The sequence below is a fragment of the Nitrincola lacisaponensis genome, assembly GCF_000691225.1.
Classification (GTDB): Bacteria; Pseudomonadota; Gammaproteobacteria; order Pseudomonadales; family Balneatricaceae; genus Nitrincola; species Nitrincola lacisaponensis.
Window position 1 is genome coordinate 122,615 of record NZ_JMSZ01000001.1, and the last position, 22,964, is coordinate 145,578.

Genomic DNA, 22,964 nt, shown 5'->3' on the forward strand with positions numbered 1-22,964 from the left:
TACTGGGTAAAGTCACCCCTCAATGCTATGCTGGACATACATTTATATATGGAACCTCAGACCTCTGAATCAGTATGAATACCACTCCGCGCTTCTGGCGCGATCCCGCACTGCCTCAGGTTGAGCTTCGCTATATCGAAGACGGCCGACAGCTGCGCTATGCGCCGCACAGTCATCGCCAATGGTCCCTGGGCGCGATTCTGGCCGGACAAAGCCACTTTGAATACGCCGGACAGCAACAGATCATCAAGACAGGGCAGTTGCTGCTGATCAATCCTCATCAGGTACATGCGTGTAATCCCTGTGAGTCGATGCGCTGGTCTTATTACATGCTGTATGTCGATACAGACTGGTTAACCCGGCTGCGCCAGGATCTGGGTGAGCTGCAGTGTGATCAGTGGCAGGACCTGTCGATTTCCTGTCTGACCCATCCACTACTGTTTGAGCAATTTACTACGCTGGCCACAGGGCTCTTTGATCCACAGCTGACCACTGAGCAGAAAGAGGCTGATGTAAGTGCCTTTCTGCGCAGCTTGTTCAGTCAGCTTCAGGACGACTCCCTGGCGGGCTCAGAACCACCTTCGGCCACTCTTCAGAAAGCCCTGGTCTATCTACATAAACATTATGATAGCAATGTAACTTTGGAAACACTCTGTGCGCTGACAGACCTGAATAAAGGGGCACTGATCCGCTTATTTCGTCAGGCCTGTGGCATGACACCGCATGCCTACCTGACCAATCTGCGCATTCAAATGGCTCAGATTGCGCTGCGCAGTGAAACGCCTCTTGCTGAAGTCGCTCTGACCCATGGTTTTGCCGATCAGCCACATTTCCAGCGAACCTTTAAGCGTCTGCTGGCGGCCACACCGATACAGTATCGGGATGGCCCCAAACGCCTACATCAGCAATACACCGCAGCTGAGCAGCAACAGAAACGCCAGTAATCGATTCAACCAGCGCAAGCCCGGAGCTGAGCTACAGCGCTGCTGCAACCAACTGCCCGCCGCCGCCCAGATACTTAAAGACAACCAGCAAACCGGCAAGTAAATCAGTGCAAACAGCACGACCAGCCACATATCACCACCTGTCGTGTAGGCGGCAATGCCGGAAATACCCGCCAGCCAGGCCTTGGGATTGAGCCATTGCATCAGTGCGCCCAGTATGAACCCCGGTGGTTTGGACGCTGCATGCGCCTCTACATTACCATCGGCACGTAAAAGCTGATATGACATGTAGAGTAAAAACGCGATACCGCCCCAGCGTAGCCAGGATTCCAGTTGCTCCCACTGCAAAAACAGGCTTTTCAGCCCCAGTCCCAGCCCCATAAACAGCAGTACAAATCCCAGCGTCGCACCAGTAACAAATATCAGCGTCCGACTCCAGCCATAACGCAGCCCGCTGCTGAGACAGACCAGATTCACCGGTCCGGGAGAGATGGAAGCGGCCAGGGCAAAGGCCGACATGGAAAACAGAATGGATAGGCTCACAGACAGACTCCTGTTCAAAAGAACAGATTGTCTGCTGTGAGTGGTCTGGCTGTATTGAATAAAATTTTTGCGGCTTATGATGTTGCAGACATCAACCAGCGGGTAAGTTCTGCCGCCGGAATAGCCTGACACCCGGATGTATTCTGGCCAGCCCAGAGTGGCGAGAAGTCTGCAATGCCACGGGCCTCGGCTTCAGCACGTAATGGCGCAATCGCTGCAGTTGCCAGCGGGAACGCCGGTGCATCGACGCAGATGGGTCCAAGTTCTCGCATCACACGATTCACAATGCCACGCGCGGGGCGTCCGGAAAACAGGTTGGTCAACGCGGTATGGACCGCTTCAGGTGACTGCAATGCCTGACGATGCAGCGCCGATGTCTTCGCTTCAGGACAGAGCAAATAGGCAGTGCCTACCTGTACAGCCGATGCCCCGAGAGCAAATGCAGCCTGCACACCCGCCGGACTGGCAATACCCCCGGCAGCGATCACCGGAACACTCAGCCGGTCCACCAGTTGCGGCAGCAACGCAAACAGTCCGGTTTGTGTTGTCATATCATCGGTCAGGAACATACCGCGATGGCCACCGGCTTCCAGTCCTTGCGCAATCACCGCATCCACCCCGCGCGCTTGCAACCACAGCGCTTCTTCCAGAGTGGTTGCACTGGAGAGTATTTTTGTCCCCCAGCTACGCAGGGTTTCCAGCAGCGATTCATCCGGCAAGCCGAAATGAAAGCTGACGACCGGTGGACGAAAGTCGTCTAACAGCGCCAGTGTTTCAGCATCAAAGGGGCGGCGTCCGGCACCGGCTACAATCCGGTCCTGTGACAGTCCCAGCATCTGATAATAAGGCTGCAGCCGTGCCTGCCAGCGCGCTTCAGTCGCCGCATCCGGTGCAGGCTGAGTGTGGCAGAAGAAATTTACGTTATATGGCTGTGTTGTCGACTCACGAATCTGCACCAATGCCTGTTGCAACTGTTCAGGCGTCAGCATGGCACAGGGCAGTGATCCCAATCCGCCTGCGGCGCAGACAGCCAGGGTCAACTCGCTTCCCTGAACACCCGCCATGGGCGCCTGAATAATCGGCCGGGATACAGCCAGCCAGTCCGTTATTCTGGATATCGACACGATGATCTTCCTCGATTTTCGCTTTGAAGCCAGTCAGGCTAGCAGAAAAGCGTCGCGCTCGCCGTTAGATTTTGGTCGTTCTGCAGCCATCACCTTTTGCCAGCACAGGAACTCTGCGCTAAAGTCAAAGTCTGAAAAGATACTGCTAACTCTGTGGACTCTATAGCCATGACCCAGCAACCCCTGCAACGTAACAGATTTATCAGTGTCTGGCTGACGCTGATGTTGCTGTTTGCCGGGCTGTCACCCGTACATGCGCTGTCACAAGGGCATGCTCAATCCGGTGATACCGCTGTTCAATCCAGCCTGTCTTCTCCCTGTGATGGGCAGATGCATACACATCACGCACACCTGCCAGCGGCCGATGAGGCTACTCAAGCCCAGGACTCACAGACTCACAATACCTTCTGTCAGGGTGATGGCTGTTTGCAATGCAGCAGCTGTGCGGCTTTGGCCTCCACCAGTCCACCGCGTGCCATGACAGCATTATCCGAACAGGTTCAACATCAAGCCCAGCCTGCCAAAGCGCGTACTTCGCGACTGGAGCGCCCACCCAAAAGCTGATTCAGACTGATGCGTATTTTTTTCATCACTGAAGAGGCTTATGACTATGTTACGTCGAGATTTTATGCGCTTGAGCGCGCTCGGGCTGTTGAGCCTGAGTCCGTTGGTTAATGCCAGTGTCACTCATGCTCACCGGCATGGCAGCCCGGCTGCCGACCCGCTGTTAACACGCCAGTTACCGGAGCAGCTGCCGTTGCGAAAGCTGCCACACATCACCAATCTGTCAGCAGATGACGGATTTCGTGCTCAACTCCAGGCTGCGGTCACCCACGTAGAGCTGACCGGTCCTGAGAAAACCCGCTTGTGGCTCTATAACCAGCAACTGACACCCCTGATTGAAGTAACAGAAGGAGATGAGGTCTCTATTCAGGTCGAAAACCACTTGCATCAGCCCACCACTGTCCACTGGCATGGCGTGCATGTACCGGCCAATCAGGATGGGGGGCCTCATGACCTGATCCAACCCCATCAACAACGTCATTATCAGTTCCGTATCAAAGAAGGTAATGCCGGTTTACACTGGTTCCATCCACACCCGCATGATTATTTGGCGGAGCAGATTGCTCACAGTCTGGCAGGGGCCTTTCTGGTACACCCCAAACGCGATCCCCTGGCAGACCTGCAGGGCGAGTTGCTGATGATCACGGATCTGCGTCTGGACCAGCAGGGGCAGGTAGCACCACACACACCGGAAGACTGGATGAATGGTCGGGAGGGGGACCTGCTGCTGGTCAATGCACAGCGGAATCCGCGTCTGGAGGCGGCCCCCGGTTCGACGCTGCGCTTGCGCCTGATTAATGCCTGTGCCGGACGTTATCTGCGTCTGGCAATTCCGCAACATGCACTGCAATTGATCGGTACCGATGGCGGCTATCTGGAACAGGCGGTCACACTGAATGAGTTGTTGCTGGTACCCGGTCAACGCTGTGACCTGCTGGTACGTCTGAGCGAGCAGCCTGAGCAGCAGATTCAACTGCTCAATCTGCCCTATGATCGGGACTGGATGGGGCAGGAACCGGCACATTATCGTGAAACCGAAACACTGCTGACCTTCGTCACTCAGGCGGCACCGATTCAGGCGGCAATCACCTTGCCTGATCGTCTGGGTTCTATCCCTGAACTGGCAGAGCCCGCGGTGCAGCGCCATATCGAGCTGTCGGAAGAGATGCCTGGACATGCGGATCATGCCGCAGGCGGCATGGCGGCAGGTCATGCCCAACATCACGGACACGGACATGGGCATAACCACGGACACGGACAGCATTCGATTCAGGTACAGGATTCAGCACGACCACCGATTCGTTTTATGCTGAATGGAGAGACCTTCACACCGGGCAAGATACTGTTTGAAGGCCGGGTAAATGAAGTGGAGGAGTGGGAGGTATTTAACAACTCCCACATGGACCACCCCTTCCATGTACATGGCACCCATTTTCAGGTTATCGCCGAACAGGATGAGCAAGGCCATTGGCGTGCTCCAGCCTACCGGGCCTGGCTGGATACCGTGAATCTGAAACCGAAACAGCGGTTAAAGCTGCGTTTGGCATTTGCCGAGCCTGGCGAATGGATGTTCCATTGCCATATTATTGAACATGAAGAAATGGGTATGATGGCCAGCATACGGGTCAGTTGATCCCTTAAGGAGTCGCACATGAAACGCCTATCTACACTGGCTCTGTCGAGCCTGATCGCAGCAGCACTGATTTTGTTCAGTGGTTACAGCGTCGCTGAGTCACAGGTCATGCAGGTATACAAATCTGAAACCTGTGGCTGCTGTGATGACTGGATTGAACATATCGAGGCTGCCGGGATTCAGGTTGAAGCAACCAATTTACAGCAGATGCAGTTGAAGAAAATCGAGCTGGGTGTACCGGCACAGCTGGCATCCTGCCACACAGGTGTGATCAACGGGTATGTGATCGAAGGCCATGTGCCTGCCAGTGACATTCTCAGGCTGTTGCAGGAACAACCTCAGGTCACCGGACTGACGGTACCCGGCATGCCTCATGGCTCACCGGGCATGGAAACCGGACGTATCGATGCCTATGATGTGCTGGCATTTGATGCCGACACTCAGGCCACTCAGGTCTGGTCCAGCTATCCTCAGCCCTGATCAGGTTCACGCAACAGAGGTGGAGTTTTGTGCGCCAGCACCTCCACCTGCATGCCTTCGGCAATCACACCTGGCTGACGTACCAGCAGGTTCTGCCCGAAAATGGCACCCCCTTCCGGCAAACGGCGATAGTGTAACAGTGTCCGCAAGGGTTCCTGTGTGGCATCAAATGTTGTCTGCCCAGGGGGCAGGGTAATCAGCTTGCAACGCTCACAGGGTGAATGCACCCGCAAGCGGACATCACCAATCGCCAGGTCCAGCCAGCCATCTTCGGCAAATGGCAGGGTTCCGGAAACGATCACATTGGCACGGAACTGCTGCCGGTCCACCGGAACCGGACAACGTTGCTGCAACCAGTCCAGCGATGCACCCGAGGTCAACAGCAACGGATAACCATCCGCAAAACCGACCTGATCATCCTGACTGTCTTTCACAGGTCGTTCACTTTGCGCGGCAAAATAGACCAAACGGCAGGGCTCTCCCAGAAACTGGCTCATCCAGGCATCCGCTTCTGTACCACAGGACTGTGCCTGTACCGTCTGCTTCCACACCTCAACTGACACCCACTCTGACGGATAATCCGCCACCTGAAGCGTCAGTGAAGAGCCTCGATCAGTTGCCAGAATCAATCCTGACTCCAGCGGCGTTGCCCATAGCCGGGTCAGCTGTGGATAACGTCGGGCGGTTAAAAACTTTCCGTCCAGATCCACCACCATATAACGCCGGTCAGCCGCCAGCCCCTGCGGCCCCACCCAGGCACGGCTCACCCGTAATGGCGCACAGGACTTGACCGGATAAATGAACAGATCGGTAACGCGTATATCACTCATGCAGAGGGCTCCTTGCGTAAAAACTTATCCACATACCAGCAGCTGGCTTCAATTTGATATTGCTGTTCACACGCCCAGGCCAGGCCTGCACGTACAAGCTGCTCCGCTATCCCGCGACCTCGCAGCGCATCGGGAACATAGGTATGGGTGAAATTAATCTGCGACCCCTTCAGCTGATAATCCAGCACCGCCTCTTCACCGTCCAGGTGCAGACAGAAGCGCTGTTGTTGCGGTTGGTGTTGAATCATAAATTCTCCCTGGCTGATCTGGCTAACCGAACGCCTGCCCGGACATACAACGCACTGGACAGGCCGAGGTCAATCCATAAGAATAGCTTAACCTTGAGTTACAATAATACAGCAAATTCAGTTGTCGAATTTTGCCCACAGACTTAGCCCAAAAGAGGAACGCAACATGGAATTGTCTACGATTATCTTCATAGTGGTTGTCGCCGTTGTTGTCTTTTATACCATCACCATCTTCAACCGTCTGGTGGCGCTGAAGAACCGCTTTGAAAATGCCTTCTCTCAGATAGAAGTTCAGCTGAAACGTCGTTATGACCTGATTCCGAACCTGGTTGAAACCGCCAAGGGGTATTTGCAGCATGAGCGGGAAACACTGGAAGCCGTCACTGCGGCTCGTAATGCCGCCATGGCCAGTTTACAGGCTGCTGCGGCCAACCCGGGAAGCGCGGCTGCTCTGGGGCAGTTGATGAGTTCGGAAGGCGCCTTACAGTCAGCGCTGAGCGGGCTGAAGGTGACCATGGAAGCCTACCCGGATCTGAAAGCCTCTGCCAATATGCAACAGTTGTCAGAAGAACTGATCAGTACTGAAAACCGTGTTTCGTTTGCTCGCCAAGCCTTCAATGATGCGGTAATGGCCTACAACACCTACAAGCAGAGCTTTCCACAGCGTGTGTTTGCGGCCACCTTCGGTCATGCGCAGGATGCCACCCTGCTGGTATTTGAAGACAGTGCCGCCATTCAGGCCGCACCCAAGGTGTCCTTCTGACCTCAGGGGACGTGCTGAGTGAATTTTTTCGAGCATCAGGACCGGGCCCGGCGTAAAACGCTGCAGCTGGTCGCGCTGTTTATACTCGCCATGATCAGTCTGGCCCTGACGCTGACACTGGCGCTGGCCGCACTGATCTATTTTCAAACCCCTGCAGCTGCCCAGCAGGACCTGCCTGCACTGCTGGAAGAATACACACCGCTGCTGGCGGGTATCACGCTGGTGGTGTTTGTGATCGTTTTTCTGGGGGCTTTTTTTCGCCGTATGCAACTCAGTGGCGGTGGCCGCAGTGTTGCAGAATCGCTTGGAGGGCGGCTACTTAACACCGCCACCTCTGATCCGCTGGAACAGCGGCTATTGAATACGGTTGAAGAGATGGCGCTGGCATCCGGTATCGCGGTACCCCCGGTCTATCTGCTGGATGAACCGGGTATCAACGCCTTTGCCGCGGGCTTCAATCCACAGGATGCGGTCATAGGTGTTACCCGGGGTGCGGTTGAACAGCTCAATCGTGACGAATTGCAGGGGGTTATTGCCCATGAATTCAGTCATATTCTGCATGGCGATATGCGCCTGAACATACGGCTGGTGGCCTGGCTGTATGGCATACTGTTACTCGGTCTGATCGGGCGTATGCTGCTGAACAGTCTGCGCTACCGCCGGGTACGTGCATCACGGGATGATAAATCCACACCCGTTATTCTGGCACTGGGCCTGGGCTTATTGATCATCGGCTATGCCGGTTCTTTTTTCGGCAGTCTGATCAAGGCCGCCGTCAGTCGCCAGCGCGAATTTCTGGCCGATGCCTCGGCTGTTCAATATACCCGTAACCCTCAGGGTATCGGTGGCGCATTACGCAAGCTGGCAGGTTATCCACAGGGTTCAGCGCTGCAGTCAGGCGCTGCCGAAGAATACAACCATATGTTTTTTGGTAATGCCCGTTTCTCCGGGTTGAGTCAATTATTTTCCACCCATCCGCCACTGGATGAGCGCATTGCCCGAGTCGACCCGCAAGGCAGATCAGCACGCCAGACTCCCCGATCCTCGCCAGCTGGCACGAGCGACACGGCAGGCCTGGCAGGTGTTGCCGGACTGGCACCCTTGTCTGCACCACTGAATGCGCAACAGGCCAGTCAAACCGCCATGCAACATATTGGTGATCCCGATGGACGTCATCTGACCTATATCCGTCAGCTGTTGCAGGAACTGGATCAGGAGTTGCAACAGGCGGCCCATGAACCTTTTTCAGCCAGAGCCCTGATCTACGGGCTGTTGCTCAGCCAACAGGCCGAGATACGCAGTCAACAGTTGGAGGCTCTGCAAAACACGGCGCATCCGGATACCTTCAGAGTGCTGCAACAGTATCAGACCCGCTTGATACAGCTGGACCCGCGACTGCGACTGCCGCTGATTGAGCTGTCCCTGCCGGCACTGAAGCAGTTATCCGAAACCCAGTATCAAACCTTTAAAGCCTGCATCGATTTGCTGATCCGCGCAGACAAGCGCATCAGTCTGTTCGAGTGGTCATTACGAAAGATTCTGATGCGTCATCTGGAGCCTCAGCCACAGGGAAAATCCCGGTTTCGGCTCAGCCATTGCCAGGATGAAATCCAGCGGCTGCTGAGTTTATTGGCCGAAACAGGCCATTCTGACCCTCAGGAAGCACAAGCCGCCTATGCTGAAGCGCTGGCGTCTTTGCCATTACAGGCCTCTGCAACCCCTCCCGCCAGACCGGGGCTGAAACAGCTGGAACAGGATCTGAATAAGCTGCTACGCCTGAGGCCGCTGGAAAAACCGGCGCTACTCAATGCGCTGGTTGTCTGTGCCAGCCATGATGGTCAGATCACGGCGACTGAAGCGGAGTTGCTGCGTGCCATTGCAGACTGTATCGACTGTCCCTTACCGCCGTTATTACCTTAAGGAAACCCCATGGCACTGAAAGCCCAGGTGATCAAAGCGCAACTCCAGATCGCCGATATGGACCGTCACCATTATCAGGACTATGCCTTGCATCTGGCACAGCATCCGTCAGAAACCGATGAGCGCCTGATGATCCGGTTACTGGCATTTATACTCAATGCCTCTGAGCAATTGGAGTTTGCCCGTGATCTCAGCGGCGAGGGTGGGGCAGAGCTCTGGTCACAGAATCTACACGGCGATATTGAGTTGTGGGTGCTGTTTGGTACACCCGATGAAAAATGGATACGCAAGGCATCGCAGCAGTCCAGACAGGTGAAGATTTATGCCTATGGAGGACGGAGTGTACCCGTCTGGTGGCAGCAAAATGCAGCAGCACTGCAACGCTATACCAATCTGGAAGTCTGGCAGATCGCCGATGACAGTGTTCAGGCACTGGGAGCCTTGGCAGATCGCCGTATGGAACTGCAATGCAGCATCAATGAAGGACAGGTGTGGATTACCCAGGGAACCGAAAGTGTTGCATTGGAACCCCAGTGCCTGAAAGGCACCGGGGTCTGATCAGCAGTCTATCAGGAGGGGAAGGAGAACTGTGCCCCTTCACGCACACCAGATGACGGCCAGCGCTGGGTAATGGTTTTGCGACGGGTGTAGAAGCGCACACCATCCGGACCATAGGCAAACAGATCACCAAACAGCGAGCGTTTCCAGCCACCAAAGCTGTGATAGGACACAGGGACCGGCAGAGGGACATTGATACCCACCATACCCACTTTGATGTTGTCACTGAAATAGCGTGCCGCTTCACCGTCACGGGTGAACAGGCAGGTGCCATTGCCATATTCATGTGCATCAATCAGATCCATGGCAGCCTGCATTGAATCCACACGCACCACGACCAGTACCGGACCAAAGATCTCCTCTTCATAGCACCGCATACCCGGCTTGACCTGATCGATCAGTGTCCCACCCACGAAAAAGCCGTTGGCATCACCCACTGCAGGGTTACGTCCATCGACGACGATCACAGCACCATCCTCTTCGGCGCTCTGAATATAGCCTTCTACCTTGGCTTTATGGGCTGCGGTAATCAGCGGACCGAAGTCATTGCTGCTGTCGGAGTAAGCACCTACTTTCAGGCTCTGCATACGCTGGCTCAGCTTGGCAACCAGCGCATCTGCGGCTTCATCACCTACAGCAACAGCCACAGAGATCGCCATACAACGCTCACCGGAGGATCCAAAAGCCGCACCGGTGAGGGCTTCCACCGCATTATCCATATCCGCATCCGGCATGACGATGGCATGGTTTTTCGCACCACCGAGCGCCTGACAACGCTTGCCATGCGCCGAAGCGGTCTGGTAGACATACTCGGCAATCGGCGTGGATCCAACAAAGCTAACCGCTTCAATATCCGGATGTGTCAGCAGTGTATCCACCGCTTCCTTGTCGCCATTGACCACATTCAAAACCCCTGCAGGCAGACCAGCCTGGTGCAGCAGTTCAGCGATCAGCAGAGTGGAGGAAGGGTCACGTTCGGACGGCTTCAGAATAAAGCAGTTACCCGACACGATCGCCAGTGGATACATCCACAGCGGTACCATCGCCGGAAAGTTGAAAGGCGTGATACCGGCCACGACGCCAAGGGGCTGCATTTCACTCCAGGAATCGATCCCCGGACCAACATTCTTGCTGTGCTCACCCTTGAGCAACTCCGGTGCATAACAGGCGTACTCGATATTCTCGATACCGCGCTGTAACTCACCCATAGCATCATGTGCAATCTTGCCGTGTTCCAGGCCGATCAGGCGTACGATTTCATCCGCATTGGCTTCCAGCAGCTCCTTGAAACGGAACATGATGCGGGCGCGTTTGGCAGCGGGTGTATTACGCCAGGCAGGAAACGCGGCCTTGGCATTGGCAATCGCCTCTTCTACAGTAGCTGTCGAAGCCAGCAATACCTCGGCATGTGCCGTACCGGCAGACGGGTTATACACAGGCTGGCGACGTCCTTCCGGAGTCACCACCGCGCCATTAATCAAGTGTCCAATCAGATTCATTACAGTCTCGCTTGTTTAATTCAGATTATTCAGTTTCGTTGATCGCATCACCTAATGCATTGATCAACAAATCAATTTCTTCTTTATCCACAGTAAATGGCAAGCCCAGTTGAATGGTGTCGCCGCCATAACGGACATAAAAACCTTTCTCCCAGCACTTCATCGCGACCTCATAAGGGCGTTTCAACGGCTCACCCGGAGCCGCTGCCAGAGTCAGTGCGCCCGCCAGACCATAGTTACGGATGTCGGTCACATGGCGACTGCCTTTCAGACTGTGCAGCGCGTCTTCAAATACCGGTGCCATGCTGGCAGAGCGCTGAATCAGCTGATCTTTTTCCAGCAGATCCAGTGCTGCCAGACCCGCGGCACAGGCAACCGGATGCGCGGAGTAGGTATAACCATGTGGCAATTCCAGCACATAGTCCAGACCACCCTGTTCCATAAAGGTCTGGTAAATTTCAGAACGCACCACCACTGCACCCATCGGCACAGCACCATTGGTCATCTGTTTGGCGATGTTGAGGATATCCGGCTTCACACCAAAGGCCTCGGCACCGGTTTTGGTACCACAGCGCCCGAAGGCGGTGATTACTTCATCAAAGATCAACAAAATATTGTGCTGATCACAGATTTCCCGCAACCGCTGCAGGTAACCGACCGGAGGTGGAATCACCCCGGCTGAACCGGCCATGGGTTCCACAATCACGGCTGCAATGTTGGACGCATCATGCAGTGTAATCAGTTCCAACAGTTCATTAGCCAGCTCGGCACCGGTTTTCGGCATACCGCGAGTAAAGGCATTTTCCTTCAGGATCGTATGTGCCAGATGATCTGCTTCAACAGCCTGGCCAAACAGTGCCCGGTTGGCACCAATACCGCCAACACTGATACCACCGAAGTTCACCCCATGGTACCCCTTGATACGGCCAATCAGACGCGTCTTGGATGGCATACCTTTCTTGCGCCAGTAAGCACGGGCGATTTTCAGCGAGGTATCGGCACTTTCAGAACCTGAGCCGGTGAAAAACACATGATCCAGCCCTTCCGGCATAAACTCCACCACCCGGTTGGCCAGCTGAAAGGCTTTCGGATGACCAAACTGGAAGGCCGGAGAGTAGTCCAGCTGTTTCAGTTGCTGGCTGACCGCCTCTGCGATTTCCGGACGGTTATGACCGGCACCACAACACCACAGACCCGACAGACCATCGAATATCCGTCGGCCTTCTGCATCGATGTAATACTTGCCATCCGCCGCAACAATCATGCGCGGGTTGTCTTTAAACTGACGGTTGCCTGTATAGGGCATCCAATAGGCTTCTAACTGGTCACGGCTCAAGCCTGCGGCTTTATTATCCGACATGATGTGTTTCTCCAGGTGGCGGTACAGAGGTCCGGCACAACGACTGTGTAATGATGTGAATCCAGTGTGATCTGCTCGTTAGGTTTTTAAAATATTTATTTAGTTATCTTTACTTAACCTTTTAGTTAACTAAACTGAATCTTTTTCAGCACGATCATTTCTGCCCATGAAACCGATGAAACCTGCTCTGTCTGGCCAGGTCGCCGATGCCGATATCCGCCTGTTACGCATTTTTCGTACCGTAGTAGAGCGGGGCGGTTTTGCGGCAGCCGAGGCTGATCTGAATATCAGTCGAGCCGCTATCAGTACCGCCATGTCGGATCTGGAGCAGCGTCTGTCTTTACGCCTGTGTCAGCGAGGGCGCAGCGGTTTTTCGCTGACAGAGGAGGGCCGAGAGGTGTATGCCTACAGTCTGCAGCTGTTGTCGGCGCTGGAAAACTTCCGCACCCAGGTCAACAGTCTGCATGCCCATCTCAAGGGTGAGCTGAATATTGGCATCACCGATAATCTGGTCACCATGCCACAAATGTTCATCACCGATGCCATCGGTGCGATCAAGGCGCGAGGCCCGGAAGTGATGATCAATATCCGCATGACACCACCAGCGGAAATTGAAGTCGCGGTGCTGGACGGACGTTTGCATCTGGGCGTGGTTCCGGTGATCAAGGCACTACCGGGACTGAATTACCTGCCGCTGTACAGTGAAACCTCTCAGTTGTATTGCAGCCATGATCACCCGCTGTATGGCAAGACACCTATTGAGGACAAGGAACTGCGCCAGCAGGACGTCGTGGCTGCCGCCTATGCCCAGACAGATGAAGCCTTGCAGCATTATCAATCCCTGCATGTCAGTGCCAGTGCCACGGATCGTGAGGGCATTGCGTTTCTGATTCTGACCGGGCGTTACCTGGGCTTTCTACCCACCCATTATGCCGAGCGCTGGGTCAGGGAAGGGCGGATGCAATCGGTGGTACCTGAACAACGCCAGTTTACCACTGAATTCGCCGCCATTACCCGCAAGGGCAAACGTCCGAACCTGATTCTGGAAACCTACCTGGAACTCCTGCAACATACCATCGACACCCGGATCAAGGATTGAGTGTCTCCACGAAACGCGCCACAATAACTGTCGATTCAATCAGATGAGGTTCAGCAGGGTGTACGATTTTATTCTTATCGGTGGCGGTATTCTGGGCATGTCAACGGCGATGCAGCTGCAACAGCGCTATCCCGACAAACGTATTCTGCTGCTGGAAAAAGAATCCGGCCCGGCGCAGCATCAAACCGGTCACAACAGCGGCGTCATTCATGCCGGTGTTTATTACACCCCCGGTAGCCTGAAGGCACGCTTCTGTCTGGAAGGTAACCGGCGGATGAAAGCCTTCTGTGATGAACAGCAGGTCAAGTATGACGTATGCGGTAAGCTGCTGGTCGCCACCAATGATCTGGAAATGCAGCGGATGCAGGCGCTTTGGGAACGCACCGAAGCCAATGGGCTGGAGCGGGAATGGCTGTCTGCCGATGCCCTACGGGAACGTGAGCCCAACATTACCGGTATCGGCGCCATCTTTGTGCCCTCCAGCGGTATCGTTAACTATGCCCAGGTCACTGAAGCCATGGCCCGAGTGTTCCAGCAGCAAGGCGGTGAAATACGCTATGGACAGGCCGTCAATGCCTTGCTGGAAACCCAACAGGAAGTCAGGGTCTCGACCGAGCAGGAAACCTTTACCACCCGCTATCTGATCAGTTGTTCAGGATTGATGGCGGATCGTGTGGTACGCATGCTCGGCCTGAAGCCTGAATTCACCATCTGTCCTTTCCGTGGTGAATACTACCTGCTGCCGGAACAGCATAACCAGATCGTCAATCATCTGATCTACCCGATCCCTGATCCTTCGATGCCTTTCCTCGGTGTCCACCTGACCCGCATGATTGACGGCACCACCACCGTAGGACCGAATGCCGTGCTGGCACTGAAGCGTGAAGGGTACCGTAAATCCGATATATCGCCCCGGGATATGCTGCAGATGTTCACCAACCCCGGCATTGTCAAAGTGCTGCTGAAGAACCTGCGCCCCGGTCTGGTGGAGATGAAGAACTCGCTGTTCAAATCCGCGTATCTGGAAGAGGTGCGTAAGTACTGCCCGAGTATCACGCTACAGGATTTGAAGCCCTATCCGGCAGGAGTCCGTGCCCAGGCAGTCAGCCGAGACGGTAAACTGATTGATGACTTTCTGTTTATCAATACGCGTCGAACCGTCAATGTCTGTAATGCGCCATCACCGGCGGCAACCTCGTCATTGCCGATTGGCGAGCATATCGTCAACCAGGTCAGCGAGCTGCTGGCAGACTAAAAGTGCAATCCGGGAAGAGTCTTACTCACCCAGTCAGGTAAGGCTGAAGCCGGCATGGGCCGGGCAATGCCATAACCCTGTCCGTAACGACAGCCCAGTGTCAGTAATTGACGACAGTGGGCTGGCGTTTCCACCCCTTCAGCGATGACATGCAAGTCAAAGGCATGCGCCAGACCCAGTACACCCTGGATAATCGACAGGTCATCTGCATCTGCGAGCATTTCCCGAACAAATCCCTGGTCTATTTTCAGACAATCGATTGGCAGGCGCTTCAGATACGCCAGCGATGAATAGCCGGTACCGAAATCATCCAGTGCCAGACTGACGCCCAATGCCCGACAGCGCAGCAGCGTATCGGTTACCAGTTCCATGTCTTCTAAAGCACTGGTTTCCAGTATTTCCAATTGCAACTGCTGCGGATTAACCTGGGGATAGGCTTGCAGGGCAGCAGCCAGTTGATCGGCAAACTCGCTGCGCTGTATCTGCTGTGCCGCGATATTGATGCTCAAGGGGCAGTAGAACCCCTGCAATCGCCACTGCTGCATCTGGGCCAGCGCGGAATGCAATACCCATTCGCCCAACTCCAGCTCCACTTGATGACCTTCTGTCACCGGTAAAAAGGCACCGGGATACAGCAGCCCTGATTGCGGATGCTGCCAGCGAATCAGCGCTTCAGCTCCCTCAAATGCCAGGGTTTGCATATTGATTTTGGGCTGGTAATGCAGCTCGAATTCACCCTGCTGCAATCCGGTGGATATGGCTTTCAGCGCCTGTTGCTTGCGCCGGATTTCAGTTTCCAGCTGAATATCGAAAAGCTGATAACGGTCTTTACCAGCCTGTTTTGCCAGGTACATAGCCTGGTCTGCATGACGCATCAACTGGTCTGGTTCAGCATCATCCAGTGGATAAATGGTGACTCCGATACTGGCCGATATTCTGAAGTTCTGTCCATCCAGCTGTAGCACGGTTGATGCAGCTGTCAGCAAGCGTTTCAACACCGGTTCACAATCCTGCAACTGGTTCAGCCCGCCAAGCACCGCAACAAATTCATCACCACCGATACGGGCCAGGGTATCTTCCTCTCGCAGGGACTGTTTCATCAGATCGGACAGCTGTTGCAGCACCCGATCTCCCATCGCATGACCATAGCTATCATTAATCTGCTTGAAACCATCCAGATCGAGATAGGCCACCGCCACCAGCTGTTCCGTACGATGACTCAGACTGATCATCTGATTCAATCGGTCTGACAGTAAAATCCGATTGGGTAAGCCGGTCAGCGCATCAAAATGTGCCAGTTTTTCCAGATCATACTGTGCTTTTTTCAACGGCGTCAGGTCAACATCAACACAATACAGCTCCTTGTCACCCAGTATACTGGTATGCATCACATGGCTGGAAAATACCCGTAAGCGACTGCCTGTCTTGTGCAGCAGTGTCAGCTCTCCTGAAGGTATTTCATCATCCTGATGCAGCCAGCGCTCATGCGCAGCAATCACCGCTTCACGGTCCTCGGGTGGAATAATCAGATCTTCCAGTCGCTGCCCCAATGCTTCCTGTTGAGAAAACCCATACAGCAGTTCACTGGCACGATTCCATAGAAACACCCGGCGTTTGGCGTCATAGCCCTGTACCGCTATTGCCGGAATACGCTCGAACACATAGCGTAAACGTGCCTCACTGGCCTTAAGCAGATCCTCGGTACGCTTGTGCTCCAGGGCATGGGTAAACATCTCACCACAGATGCGCAGCAGATAAATATCATCTTCCAGCCAGCAGCGCCGTGTAACGACAGCATCTATGCCGATAAAACCCACCAAGCGACGGTTGGAAACCATCGGCACGGCCAGCATCGACTGAATGCCCTGGCGGGTCAGAATTTCACGTTCAACTTGGCTTTCTTCAGGCAGATTAGCGACATCCGGGTAATTGATAACCTGATGCGCACGGATTTTCTGCACCATTGGATAGTCATCACACAGCTCCAATTGCTGCAATTCTTGCTTTTGGGGCGTAATTCCCTGAGCACACCATTCGTGCGTGTTATCGGCATAGCGTTCATCCTGAATCAAAAACAGATAACTGCGGTCTGTACGGGTATATTCAGCAATCCACTGCAGACAGCGCTCGATTTCACTGTCCAGTGCTGCATAAGTACACATCACGATCGCTGATGAAATGCGACTGATCAAGCGCTCCAGTTCAAAGCGCTGAGCTAACAGCGCTTCCTGTCCATCTGAATCCATCTGCAATTTGCCCCAGGATTACCCGTTGATTTATGCAGTATAGACGCTTAGCGTAGACAGCTTGGTTTGACTCCCATCAATTCAGTACAGGACTGGATCATTTACATGAAGGATCAGAAAAAAGCAGTGTGGCTGGCTCTGGGTGCCGTCGCCTGCTGGTCAACGGTGGCGACAGCCTTCAAGTTATCACTCAACTACTTTTCGCCGGCGCAACTGCTCTGGGTAGCAACACTAACGGCCGTCATTCTGCTGCTGCTACTGCTGGCTGTACAGGGCCGTCTGTCTGAACTTCTGCAGACCTTCAAACAACGTCCGGCCTTCTTTTTGCTGGCCGGGTTGATGAATCCGACGCTCTATTACCTGGTACTGTTTCAGGCCTATGACCGCTTGCCCGCACAGCAGGCACAGACACTCAACTATACCTGGGCCATCACCCTGACATTATTGGCGGTGCCATTTCTGGGTCAGACCATTCGGCGCCAGGACTGGATCGCTATCCTGCTGGGCTATACAGGAGCCATGGTCATTGCAACCCGGGGTGATCTGCTCAGCCTGCAGTTTGATGATCCGCTGGGGGTTGCGCTGGCGCTGATCTCGACCTTTATCTGGGCCGGTTACTGGATACTCAACACCCGAAATCAGTCTGATCCACTCATCTCCATTAGCCTGAGTTTTGTGCTGGCGTTGCCGATGATTACACTGGCCACAGCGATATTGTCAGACTTCCAGATGCACTCCTGGCAAGGCTGGGTGGGAGCAATTTATGTCGGGGTTTTTGAAATGGCGATTGCCTTCATGCTGTGGCTGATGGCAATGCGTTATGCTGAAAATACTGCACGTATTTCCAATCTGATCTTTATTTCACCCTTCGCCTCCCTGATTCTGCTGCGCTTTCTGGTCGGAGAACAGATCTATCCCGCCACGCTGGTCGGTTTGGTGATGATCGTCGCAGCCCTATTGATTCAGCAGCTAAAAAAATCAGCCTGACAGGCATAGGACTGCAGGTGATCTGAAAACGATGATTCCACGAATAACCCCTGAAATGAGTCTGTCAGTCGATTGACTAACAGACTTATCCACAAACAGACTCTATCAGCAAACACCTTGGAATGCCTTGTAAATTCGACATAGTCCACGGAAATTCCAAGTGTTTCTGACAGAATATCAACTTGGTTATCCACAATAAGGTCTATTCTGATGGAACTCCGATTGATTTTGGGTGACCAGTTAAATGCAGCACATTCCTGGTTTAAACAGGTCGATCCCGAGGTGATCTATCTGATTGCGGAGCTACGCCAGGAAACGGACTATGTTGTACATCATCTGCAAAAGGTATGTGCCTTTTTTCTGGCCATGCAACGCTTTGCTGAAGCCCTGCAGCAAGCCGGACATAGAGTCGAATATCTGACGCTGGATCAAACACGTGACCATGCTGATTTAACCGCGCTGTTACACCACTGCATTCAACAATATTCGATTACCCGTTTCAGTTATCAACTACCGGATGAATACCGGCTGGACCAACAGTTGGTCAGATTTTGTGACACAGTTAAAGACCGGTTGACCGTCAAGGCAGTCGACACAGAACACTTCATTACCCCGCGCGATGCCTGGCAGCATTTACCCAATCACCGCATGGAGTTTTTTATCGCCAACTCCGCAAGCAGCAAAAGGTTCTGATGGATGCCAATGGTAAGCCTGAAGGCGGACGCTGGAATTTTGATGCTGAAAACCGCCAATCACTGGCGGATTCAGTCGAGCTGCCACAGCCGCTGTTATTTGCACAGGATGTGACGGATATCATAGAACGCCTGCAGCGCCATGATATTCAAACTCTCGGCCAGCTGCCCCAGGGTCAGTTGCCCTGGCCTGTCACCCGTCGTGAAGCACGACAGTTGTTACAGCACTTCCTGACCCACTGTTTACCCGCCTTTGGCCGCTACCAGGACGCTATGAGTGAGCGCGGCTGGAGCCTGTTTCACAGCCGTTTGTCATTTGCGTTGAACAGTAAAATGCTGCATCCGATGGAGGTGATTCGGGCAACAGAAGAGCACTGGCGAAGCCATTCTCAGACAATATCCCTGGCACAGGCTGAAGGTTTTATTCGCCAGATTCTAGGCTGGCGGGAATATGTTCGTGCCCTTTATTGGTCCCAGATGCCCAACTATGCCGAGCAAAATTACCTATCCGCCAAACGGGCATTACCGGCGTTTTTCTGGAACGCAGAAACGCGTATGCGCTGTGTTGCTCACAGCATTCGACAATCACTGGACTATGCCTATGCACACCATATTCAACGCCTGATGATTACCGGCAATTTTGCCTTGCTCGCCGGTATTGATCCGGATGCTGTGGATCGCTGGTATCTGGGCATCTATATTGATGCGATTGAATGGGTTGAGTTGCCCAATACCCGGGGTATGAGTCAGTTTGCCGACGGCGGCCTGATTGCCAGCAAACCCTATGCGGCCTCCGGAAACTACATTCAGCGCATGAGCCACTATTGCAAATCCTGCCACTACAAGGTGAAGCAACGCAGTGGGCCTCAAAGTTGTCCGTTTAACAGTCTGTATTGGCATTTCATCAATCGGCATCTGCCACTCTTCTCCGATAATCCACGCATGGCTTTTCCATTAAAGCACTGGCAAACACTCAGCCCGGAGGAACAGCAACCCATTTTACAGACCGCCGAGTTGTATCTGCAGAATATAGAGCAACTATGATATTGAACAACTTTGATCCAGCCAGTCGTTCTGGCAAAGATCTTGGCCTATACTGAGAAACCATGTTGACCGATCAACACCCAAAACCCCGAACTTTTATAATCAACGTCACTTCGTAAAGGATGTGTCATGAGCCACGTATTGCATCGCAGCCTCGTTCAAAACTATCCCACTGCTGTCAAAGGAGATGGGGTTTATATCCTGGATGCGAACAACAAACGCTATATTGATGCCTGCGGCGGTGCAGCAGTGTCCTGCCTGGGGCACAGTGATACCGAGGTTATTGAAGCGATCAAAGCTCAAATTGATCAGATCGCCTATGCCCACAGCTCCTTCTTCACCACCGAACCCATGGAAACCCTGGCTGACTTTCTGGCAGCCCGGGCGCCAGGAACACTCAACTCGGTGTATTTTGTATCCGGTGGTTCTGAAGCAGTAGAGTCGGCATTGAAACTGGCACGCCAGTACTATGTTGAAAAAGGTGAACCTCAACGCAAGCATATTATTGCCCGGCGTCAGAGCTATCACGGTAATACACTGGGAGCCCTGGCAACCGGTGGTAATCAGTGGCGACGCCAACAGTTTGAACCTCTGTTGATCAACATCCATCACCTGAGTCCCTGTTACGCGTATCGCGAGCAGTTGGCGGATGAAAGTGATACGGCTTTTGCGGCACGCCTGGCCGATGAGCTGGAACAGAAAATTGCAGAGCTAGGCGCTGAAAATGTGATGGCATTTATTGCTGAACCAGTTGTTGGAGCCACCATGGGTGCTGTTCCGGCGGTAGCTGACTACTTCAAGCGCATGCGCGATATTTGCAGTCGTCATGGCATCTTGTTGATTGCCGATGAAGTCATGTGTGGTATGGGCCGTACCGGTGCTCTGTTTGCCAGTGCCCAGGAAGGAATTGAACCGGATCTGATCTGTATTGCCAAAGGTTTGGGGGGTGGTTATCAGCCCATCGGCGCTACGCTGGTCAGTGATGAAATCATCCAGACCCTGCGCCAGGGATCGGGCTTTTTCCAGCATGGTCATACCTATATAGGTCACGCAACCGCCTGCGCTGCTGCATTGGCCGTGCAAAAGCGTATTGAATCCGGTCAACTGCTGGATAATGTCGTACGCATGGGTGAATTGTTGCAACAGACACTGGTTGATCAATTCGGAGATCATCCGCATATTGGTGATATTCGGGGGCGTGGTTTGTTCCGCGGTATCGAGCTGGTCAAGGATCGTGACAGTAAAACGCCTTTTGATTCAGGCTTGAAACTTCATGCCAAAATCAAAGCAGCAGCCATGCAACAAGGGCTGATGTGTTACCCCATGGGTGGCACTCTGAATGGTAAGGATGGAGACCATATTCTTCTGGCACCGCCCTTTATCATCACCGAAGCGCATGTTGATGAGATAGTTACTAAACTGAATCTTGCCATTAACCAGGCATTGAATGCACTTTAAGGAAAGCACATGCAATCACGCTTGACCACTCTGACCAAGGACAACACCACAGCTGAACAACAACGTGTACTGGACAGTATTCTGCAAGGCCCACGTGGTAATCTGGATGGTCCGTTTCTGGCCTGGGTGCACAGTCCGGAGCTGGCTGACCCGGCACAACAGCTTGGCGCCTATTGCCGCTACCATACCCGTATCCCGCTCAGACTGAGCGAGCTGGCCATTCTCACCACAGCGGCCTGCTGGCAATCACAAGCGGAATGGCAGATCCATGAACCGATTGCGCATCAGGCCGGCATAGACAAGCAGATTACTGAAGCGATACGCACTGGACAACACCCGGTATTTGCCAATGCAGATGAACAGCTGGTGTATCAATTGACACAGACCCTCTATGCAGAAAAGCGCATTCCTGATGCACTTTATCAGCAGGCTGTATCCCATTTCGGTGAAGCGGCTCTGGTTGATCTGATTGGTATTCTCGGCTACTACAGTCTGGTTGCGATGACCTTGAATGTGTTTGAAGTACGCCGTAATACAGAGCAACCCCTGCCTTTTAACGAGCCTTGATTACAGGAATCCTTGCCAGTTGCACAACTGGCAAGGTTCCCGTTTCCGCTTAGCGAATCAGCGGGTCTGTCTTGATCCCTTCTTCCAGCCCTTCTGTCCGTCTGGGTGCACTGCCTGGTTGCATCGGATCGGTACGCATATTCTCCAACATACGGTCTGCTGTCACACCGACAGAGCGTACCTGAACACGCAATGTATGCTCTTCCCCACGATCAAAATGCAACGTCAGATTAAAGCGACTGCCAGGGCGCAGATTGGACTGTATACCTTCCAACATCAGGTACAAACCTGAATTTTCAAGATTAACGGTCACCCCTACCGGTAACTCAACACGTTCAATATAGCTGACCCGCATGCGATTGTTCGCCTGAGTCAAAGCCTGAATACTGACCTGATCAGCAATTTCAGTCGACGCACCGATTAACTGACGTGGTGAATCAGATAAATTGGTAATACTCAGATAAACCGGTGCACGATCGAGACCGGGGACTGCAAAATTCGGGGTCCAGGCACTGTCTGTATAGATTCTCGCAGCCATTAATTGACTGGAAAACACCATCGAAAGCAGTAATACGCCAATTAAACGCAAAGTTCCTGTCATGATTCACTCCTGATTAATGGGGGATTTCCCTTATTCGAGGCTAGTGTATCTCAGTTTGTCCACACTTCCCAATTCGATTTTAGTCGTTTGTTTTTAATGGTAATGTGGATAAAACTACAGTTTAATCACATGTTATGCATGCTATACACACAGTAATATGCTGAAAAAATACTTATACACATCTACATGTGAATAATATGTATAATTTATTGGTGTAACCTCTTTGGAAACTTGTGAACAAATCTGGCTGTGAATAACTCGATGTTTTGTGCACAGCCTCTGTACATGCCCCACACACCCTCAGTACCCTGCTGACAACAGGGTTACCATTGATATAATCAATTGATATTAAATATAAATTTAAGCTTTTAAACAGAAAACAGCGGTACTATACATAATCATCACAATAATCCTCTTTTCTTAAATCTCTTTATATTTCTATAAATTCGTACAATTCAAAGACTGATCATTTTTTGACCATTCCTTATCCTTGCGCAGAACGGTATACTTAGCCCCCCTGAAACAAACGCCTGGCTGTCAGGCTTTTTC

Annotated in this window: 20 protein-coding genes and 1 pseudogene; 13 read left to right on the top strand and 8 right to left on the bottom strand. The window is 53.1% G+C overall.

Annotation, left to right across the window (positions count from 1 at the left end):
• The first annotated feature begins 74 nt into the window (after positions 1–74).
• Positions 75–944: a helix-turn-helix transcriptional regulator gene (locus tag ADINL_RS00605; protein ID WP_036542468.1), complete on the top strand. Its 870-nt coding sequence runs from the start codon at positions 75–77 to the stop codon at positions 942–944.
• Here ADINL_RS00605 and ADINL_RS00610 read toward each other — a convergent pair.
• Together ADINL_RS00610 and ADINL_RS00615 are read right to left on the bottom strand one after the other, a co-directional pair.
• Positions 897–1,487: a LysE family translocator gene (locus ADINL_RS00610; protein ID WP_036542473.1), complete on the bottom strand. Its 591-nt coding sequence runs from the start codon at positions 1,485–1,487 to the stop codon at positions 897–899. The genes ADINL_RS00605 and ADINL_RS00610 overlap by 48 nt on opposite strands.
• 74 nt (positions 1,488–1,561) lie before the next feature.
• Positions 1,562–2,611: an NAD(P)H-dependent flavin oxidoreductase gene (locus ADINL_RS00615; RefSeq protein WP_036542477.1), complete on the bottom strand. Its 1,050-nt coding sequence runs from the start codon at positions 2,609–2,611 to the stop codon at positions 1,562–1,564.
• Between the two features lie 168 nt (positions 2,612–2,779).
• Here ADINL_RS00615 and ADINL_RS00620 point away from each other — a divergent pair, with 168 nt between their 5' ends.
• Genes ADINL_RS00620 through ADINL_RS16470 form a run of 3 tightly spaced genes read left to right on the top strand, consistent with a single transcriptional unit; the run spans position 2,780 to position 5,288 of the window.
• Positions 2,780–3,175: a hypothetical protein gene (locus ADINL_RS00620; RefSeq protein WP_036542481.1), complete on the top strand. Its 396-nt coding sequence runs from the start codon at positions 2,780–2,782 to the stop codon at positions 3,173–3,175.
• Positions 3,176–3,221: 46 nt separating this feature from the next.
• Positions 3,222–4,808 (top strand): multicopper oxidase family protein, encoded by a 1,587-nt coding sequence (locus ADINL_RS16465; protein ID WP_036542484.1) that lies wholly within the window; start codon positions 3,222–3,224, stop codon positions 4,806–4,808.
• Positions 4,809–4,826: 18 nt separating this feature from the next.
• Positions 4,827–5,288, top strand: a complete 462-nt coding sequence (locus tag ADINL_RS16470; RefSeq protein WP_036542487.1) for a DUF411 domain-containing protein — start codon at positions 4,827–4,829, stop codon at positions 5,286–5,288.
• On the opposite strand, the gene ADINL_RS00635 is transcribed toward ADINL_RS16470, so the two are convergent.
• Together ADINL_RS00635 and ADINL_RS00640 are read right to left on the bottom strand one after the other, a co-directional pair.
• Entirely contained in the window at positions 5,279–6,118 is an 840-nt protein-coding gene (locus ADINL_RS00635) for an MOSC domain-containing protein (protein ID WP_051632430.1), read from the bottom strand. The two genes, ADINL_RS16470 and ADINL_RS00635, sit on opposite strands and share 10 nt — an antisense overlap.
• Positions 6,115–6,366, bottom strand: coding sequence for a GNAT family N-acetyltransferase (locus ADINL_RS00640; RefSeq protein ID WP_036542491.1), 252 nt, complete (start codon positions 6,364–6,366; stop codon positions 6,115–6,117). Before ADINL_RS00640 ends, ADINL_RS00635 begins: the two co-directional genes overlap by 4 nt.
• Before the next feature lie 166 nt (positions 6,367–6,532).
• Between ADINL_RS00640 and ADINL_RS00645 the strand changes: the two genes are divergently transcribed.
• The 3 genes from ADINL_RS00645 to ADINL_RS00655 are packed head-to-tail and all read left to right on the top strand — an operon-like array spanning position 6,533 to position 9,607.
• A complete protein-coding gene (locus ADINL_RS00645) occupies positions 6,533–7,129 on the top strand; it encodes a LemA family protein (protein WP_193364951.1) in 597 nt (198 codons plus the stop codon).
• Between the two features lie 18 nt (positions 7,130–7,147).
• Positions 7,148–9,049 carry a M48 family metallopeptidase gene (locus tag ADINL_RS00650; RefSeq protein ID WP_036542493.1) on the top strand — a complete coding sequence of 634 codons (1,902 nt, stop codon included), beginning with the start codon at positions 7,148–7,150 and terminating at the stop codon, positions 9,047–9,049.
• A 9-nt stretch (positions 9,050–9,058) separates the two neighbouring features.
• Entirely contained in the window at positions 9,059–9,607 is a 549-nt protein-coding gene (locus ADINL_RS00655) for a YaeQ family protein (RefSeq protein WP_036542495.1), read from the top strand.
• A gap of 11 nt (positions 9,608–9,618) precedes the next feature.
• Here the strand turns inward: ADINL_RS00655 and ADINL_RS00660 are convergent, their stop codons facing one another.
• A complete protein-coding gene (locus ADINL_RS00660; protein WP_036542498.1) occupies positions 9,619–11,106 on the bottom strand; it encodes a CoA-acylating methylmalonate-semialdehyde dehydrogenase in 1,488 nt (495 codons plus the stop codon).
• Between the two features lie 25 nt (positions 11,107–11,131).
• A complete protein-coding gene (aptA, locus tag ADINL_RS00665; RefSeq protein WP_036542501.1) occupies positions 11,132–12,466 on the bottom strand; it encodes an omega-aminotransferase AptA in 1,335 nt (444 codons plus the stop codon).
• Positions 12,467–12,632: 166 nt separating this feature from the next.
• Between aptA and ADINL_RS00670 the strand changes: the two genes are divergently transcribed.
• On the top strand, positions 12,633–13,565 hold the full coding sequence (locus ADINL_RS00670; protein WP_036542504.1) for a LysR family transcriptional regulator: 933 nt from the start codon (positions 12,633–12,635) through the stop codon (positions 13,563–13,565).
• Between the two features lie 58 nt (positions 13,566–13,623).
• Positions 13,624–14,820 carry an L-2-hydroxyglutarate oxidase gene (gene lhgO, locus ADINL_RS00675; protein WP_036542508.1) on the top strand — a complete coding sequence of 399 codons (1,197 nt, stop codon included), beginning with the start codon at positions 13,624–13,626 and terminating at the stop codon, positions 14,818–14,820.
• Here lhgO and ADINL_RS00680 read toward each other — a convergent pair.
• Entirely contained in the window at positions 14,817–17,066 is a 2,250-nt protein-coding gene (locus tag ADINL_RS00680; RefSeq protein WP_051632431.1) for a bifunctional diguanylate cyclase/phosphodiesterase, read from the bottom strand. The genes lhgO and ADINL_RS00680 overlap by 4 nt on opposite strands.
• Positions 17,067–17,171: 105 nt before the next feature.
• On the opposite strand from ADINL_RS00680, the gene ADINL_RS00685 reads away from it, so the two are divergent.
• The 4 genes and pseudogenes from ADINL_RS00685 (at position 17,172) to ADINL_RS00700 (ending at position 21,814) form a co-directional block, all read left to right on the top strand.
• Positions 17,172–18,053, top strand: coding sequence for a DMT family transporter (locus tag ADINL_RS00685; RefSeq protein ID WP_036542511.1), 882 nt, complete (start codon positions 17,172–17,174; stop codon positions 18,051–18,053).
• A 210-nt stretch (positions 18,054–18,263) separates the two neighbouring features.
• Positions 18,264–19,789, top strand: a pseudogene (locus ADINL_RS00690) (cryptochrome/photolyase family protein).
• A gap of 129 nt (positions 19,790–19,918) precedes the next feature.
• Entirely contained in the window at positions 19,919–21,247 is a 1,329-nt protein-coding gene (locus ADINL_RS00695) for an aspartate aminotransferase family protein (protein ID WP_036542514.1), read from the top strand.
• 9 nt (positions 21,248–21,256) lie between these two features.
• Positions 21,257–21,814 (top strand): carboxymuconolactone decarboxylase family protein, encoded by a 558-nt coding sequence (locus ADINL_RS00700; RefSeq protein ID WP_036542517.1) that lies wholly within the window; start codon positions 21,257–21,259, stop codon positions 21,812–21,814.
• Between the two features lie 49 nt (positions 21,815–21,863).
• Here the strand turns inward: ADINL_RS00700 and ADINL_RS00705 are convergent, their stop codons facing one another.
• Positions 21,864–22,415, bottom strand: a complete 552-nt coding sequence (locus ADINL_RS00705; protein ID WP_036542520.1) for a copper chaperone PCu(A)C — start codon at positions 22,413–22,415, stop codon at positions 21,864–21,866.
• Between the last annotated feature and the right edge of the window lie 549 nt (positions 22,416–22,964).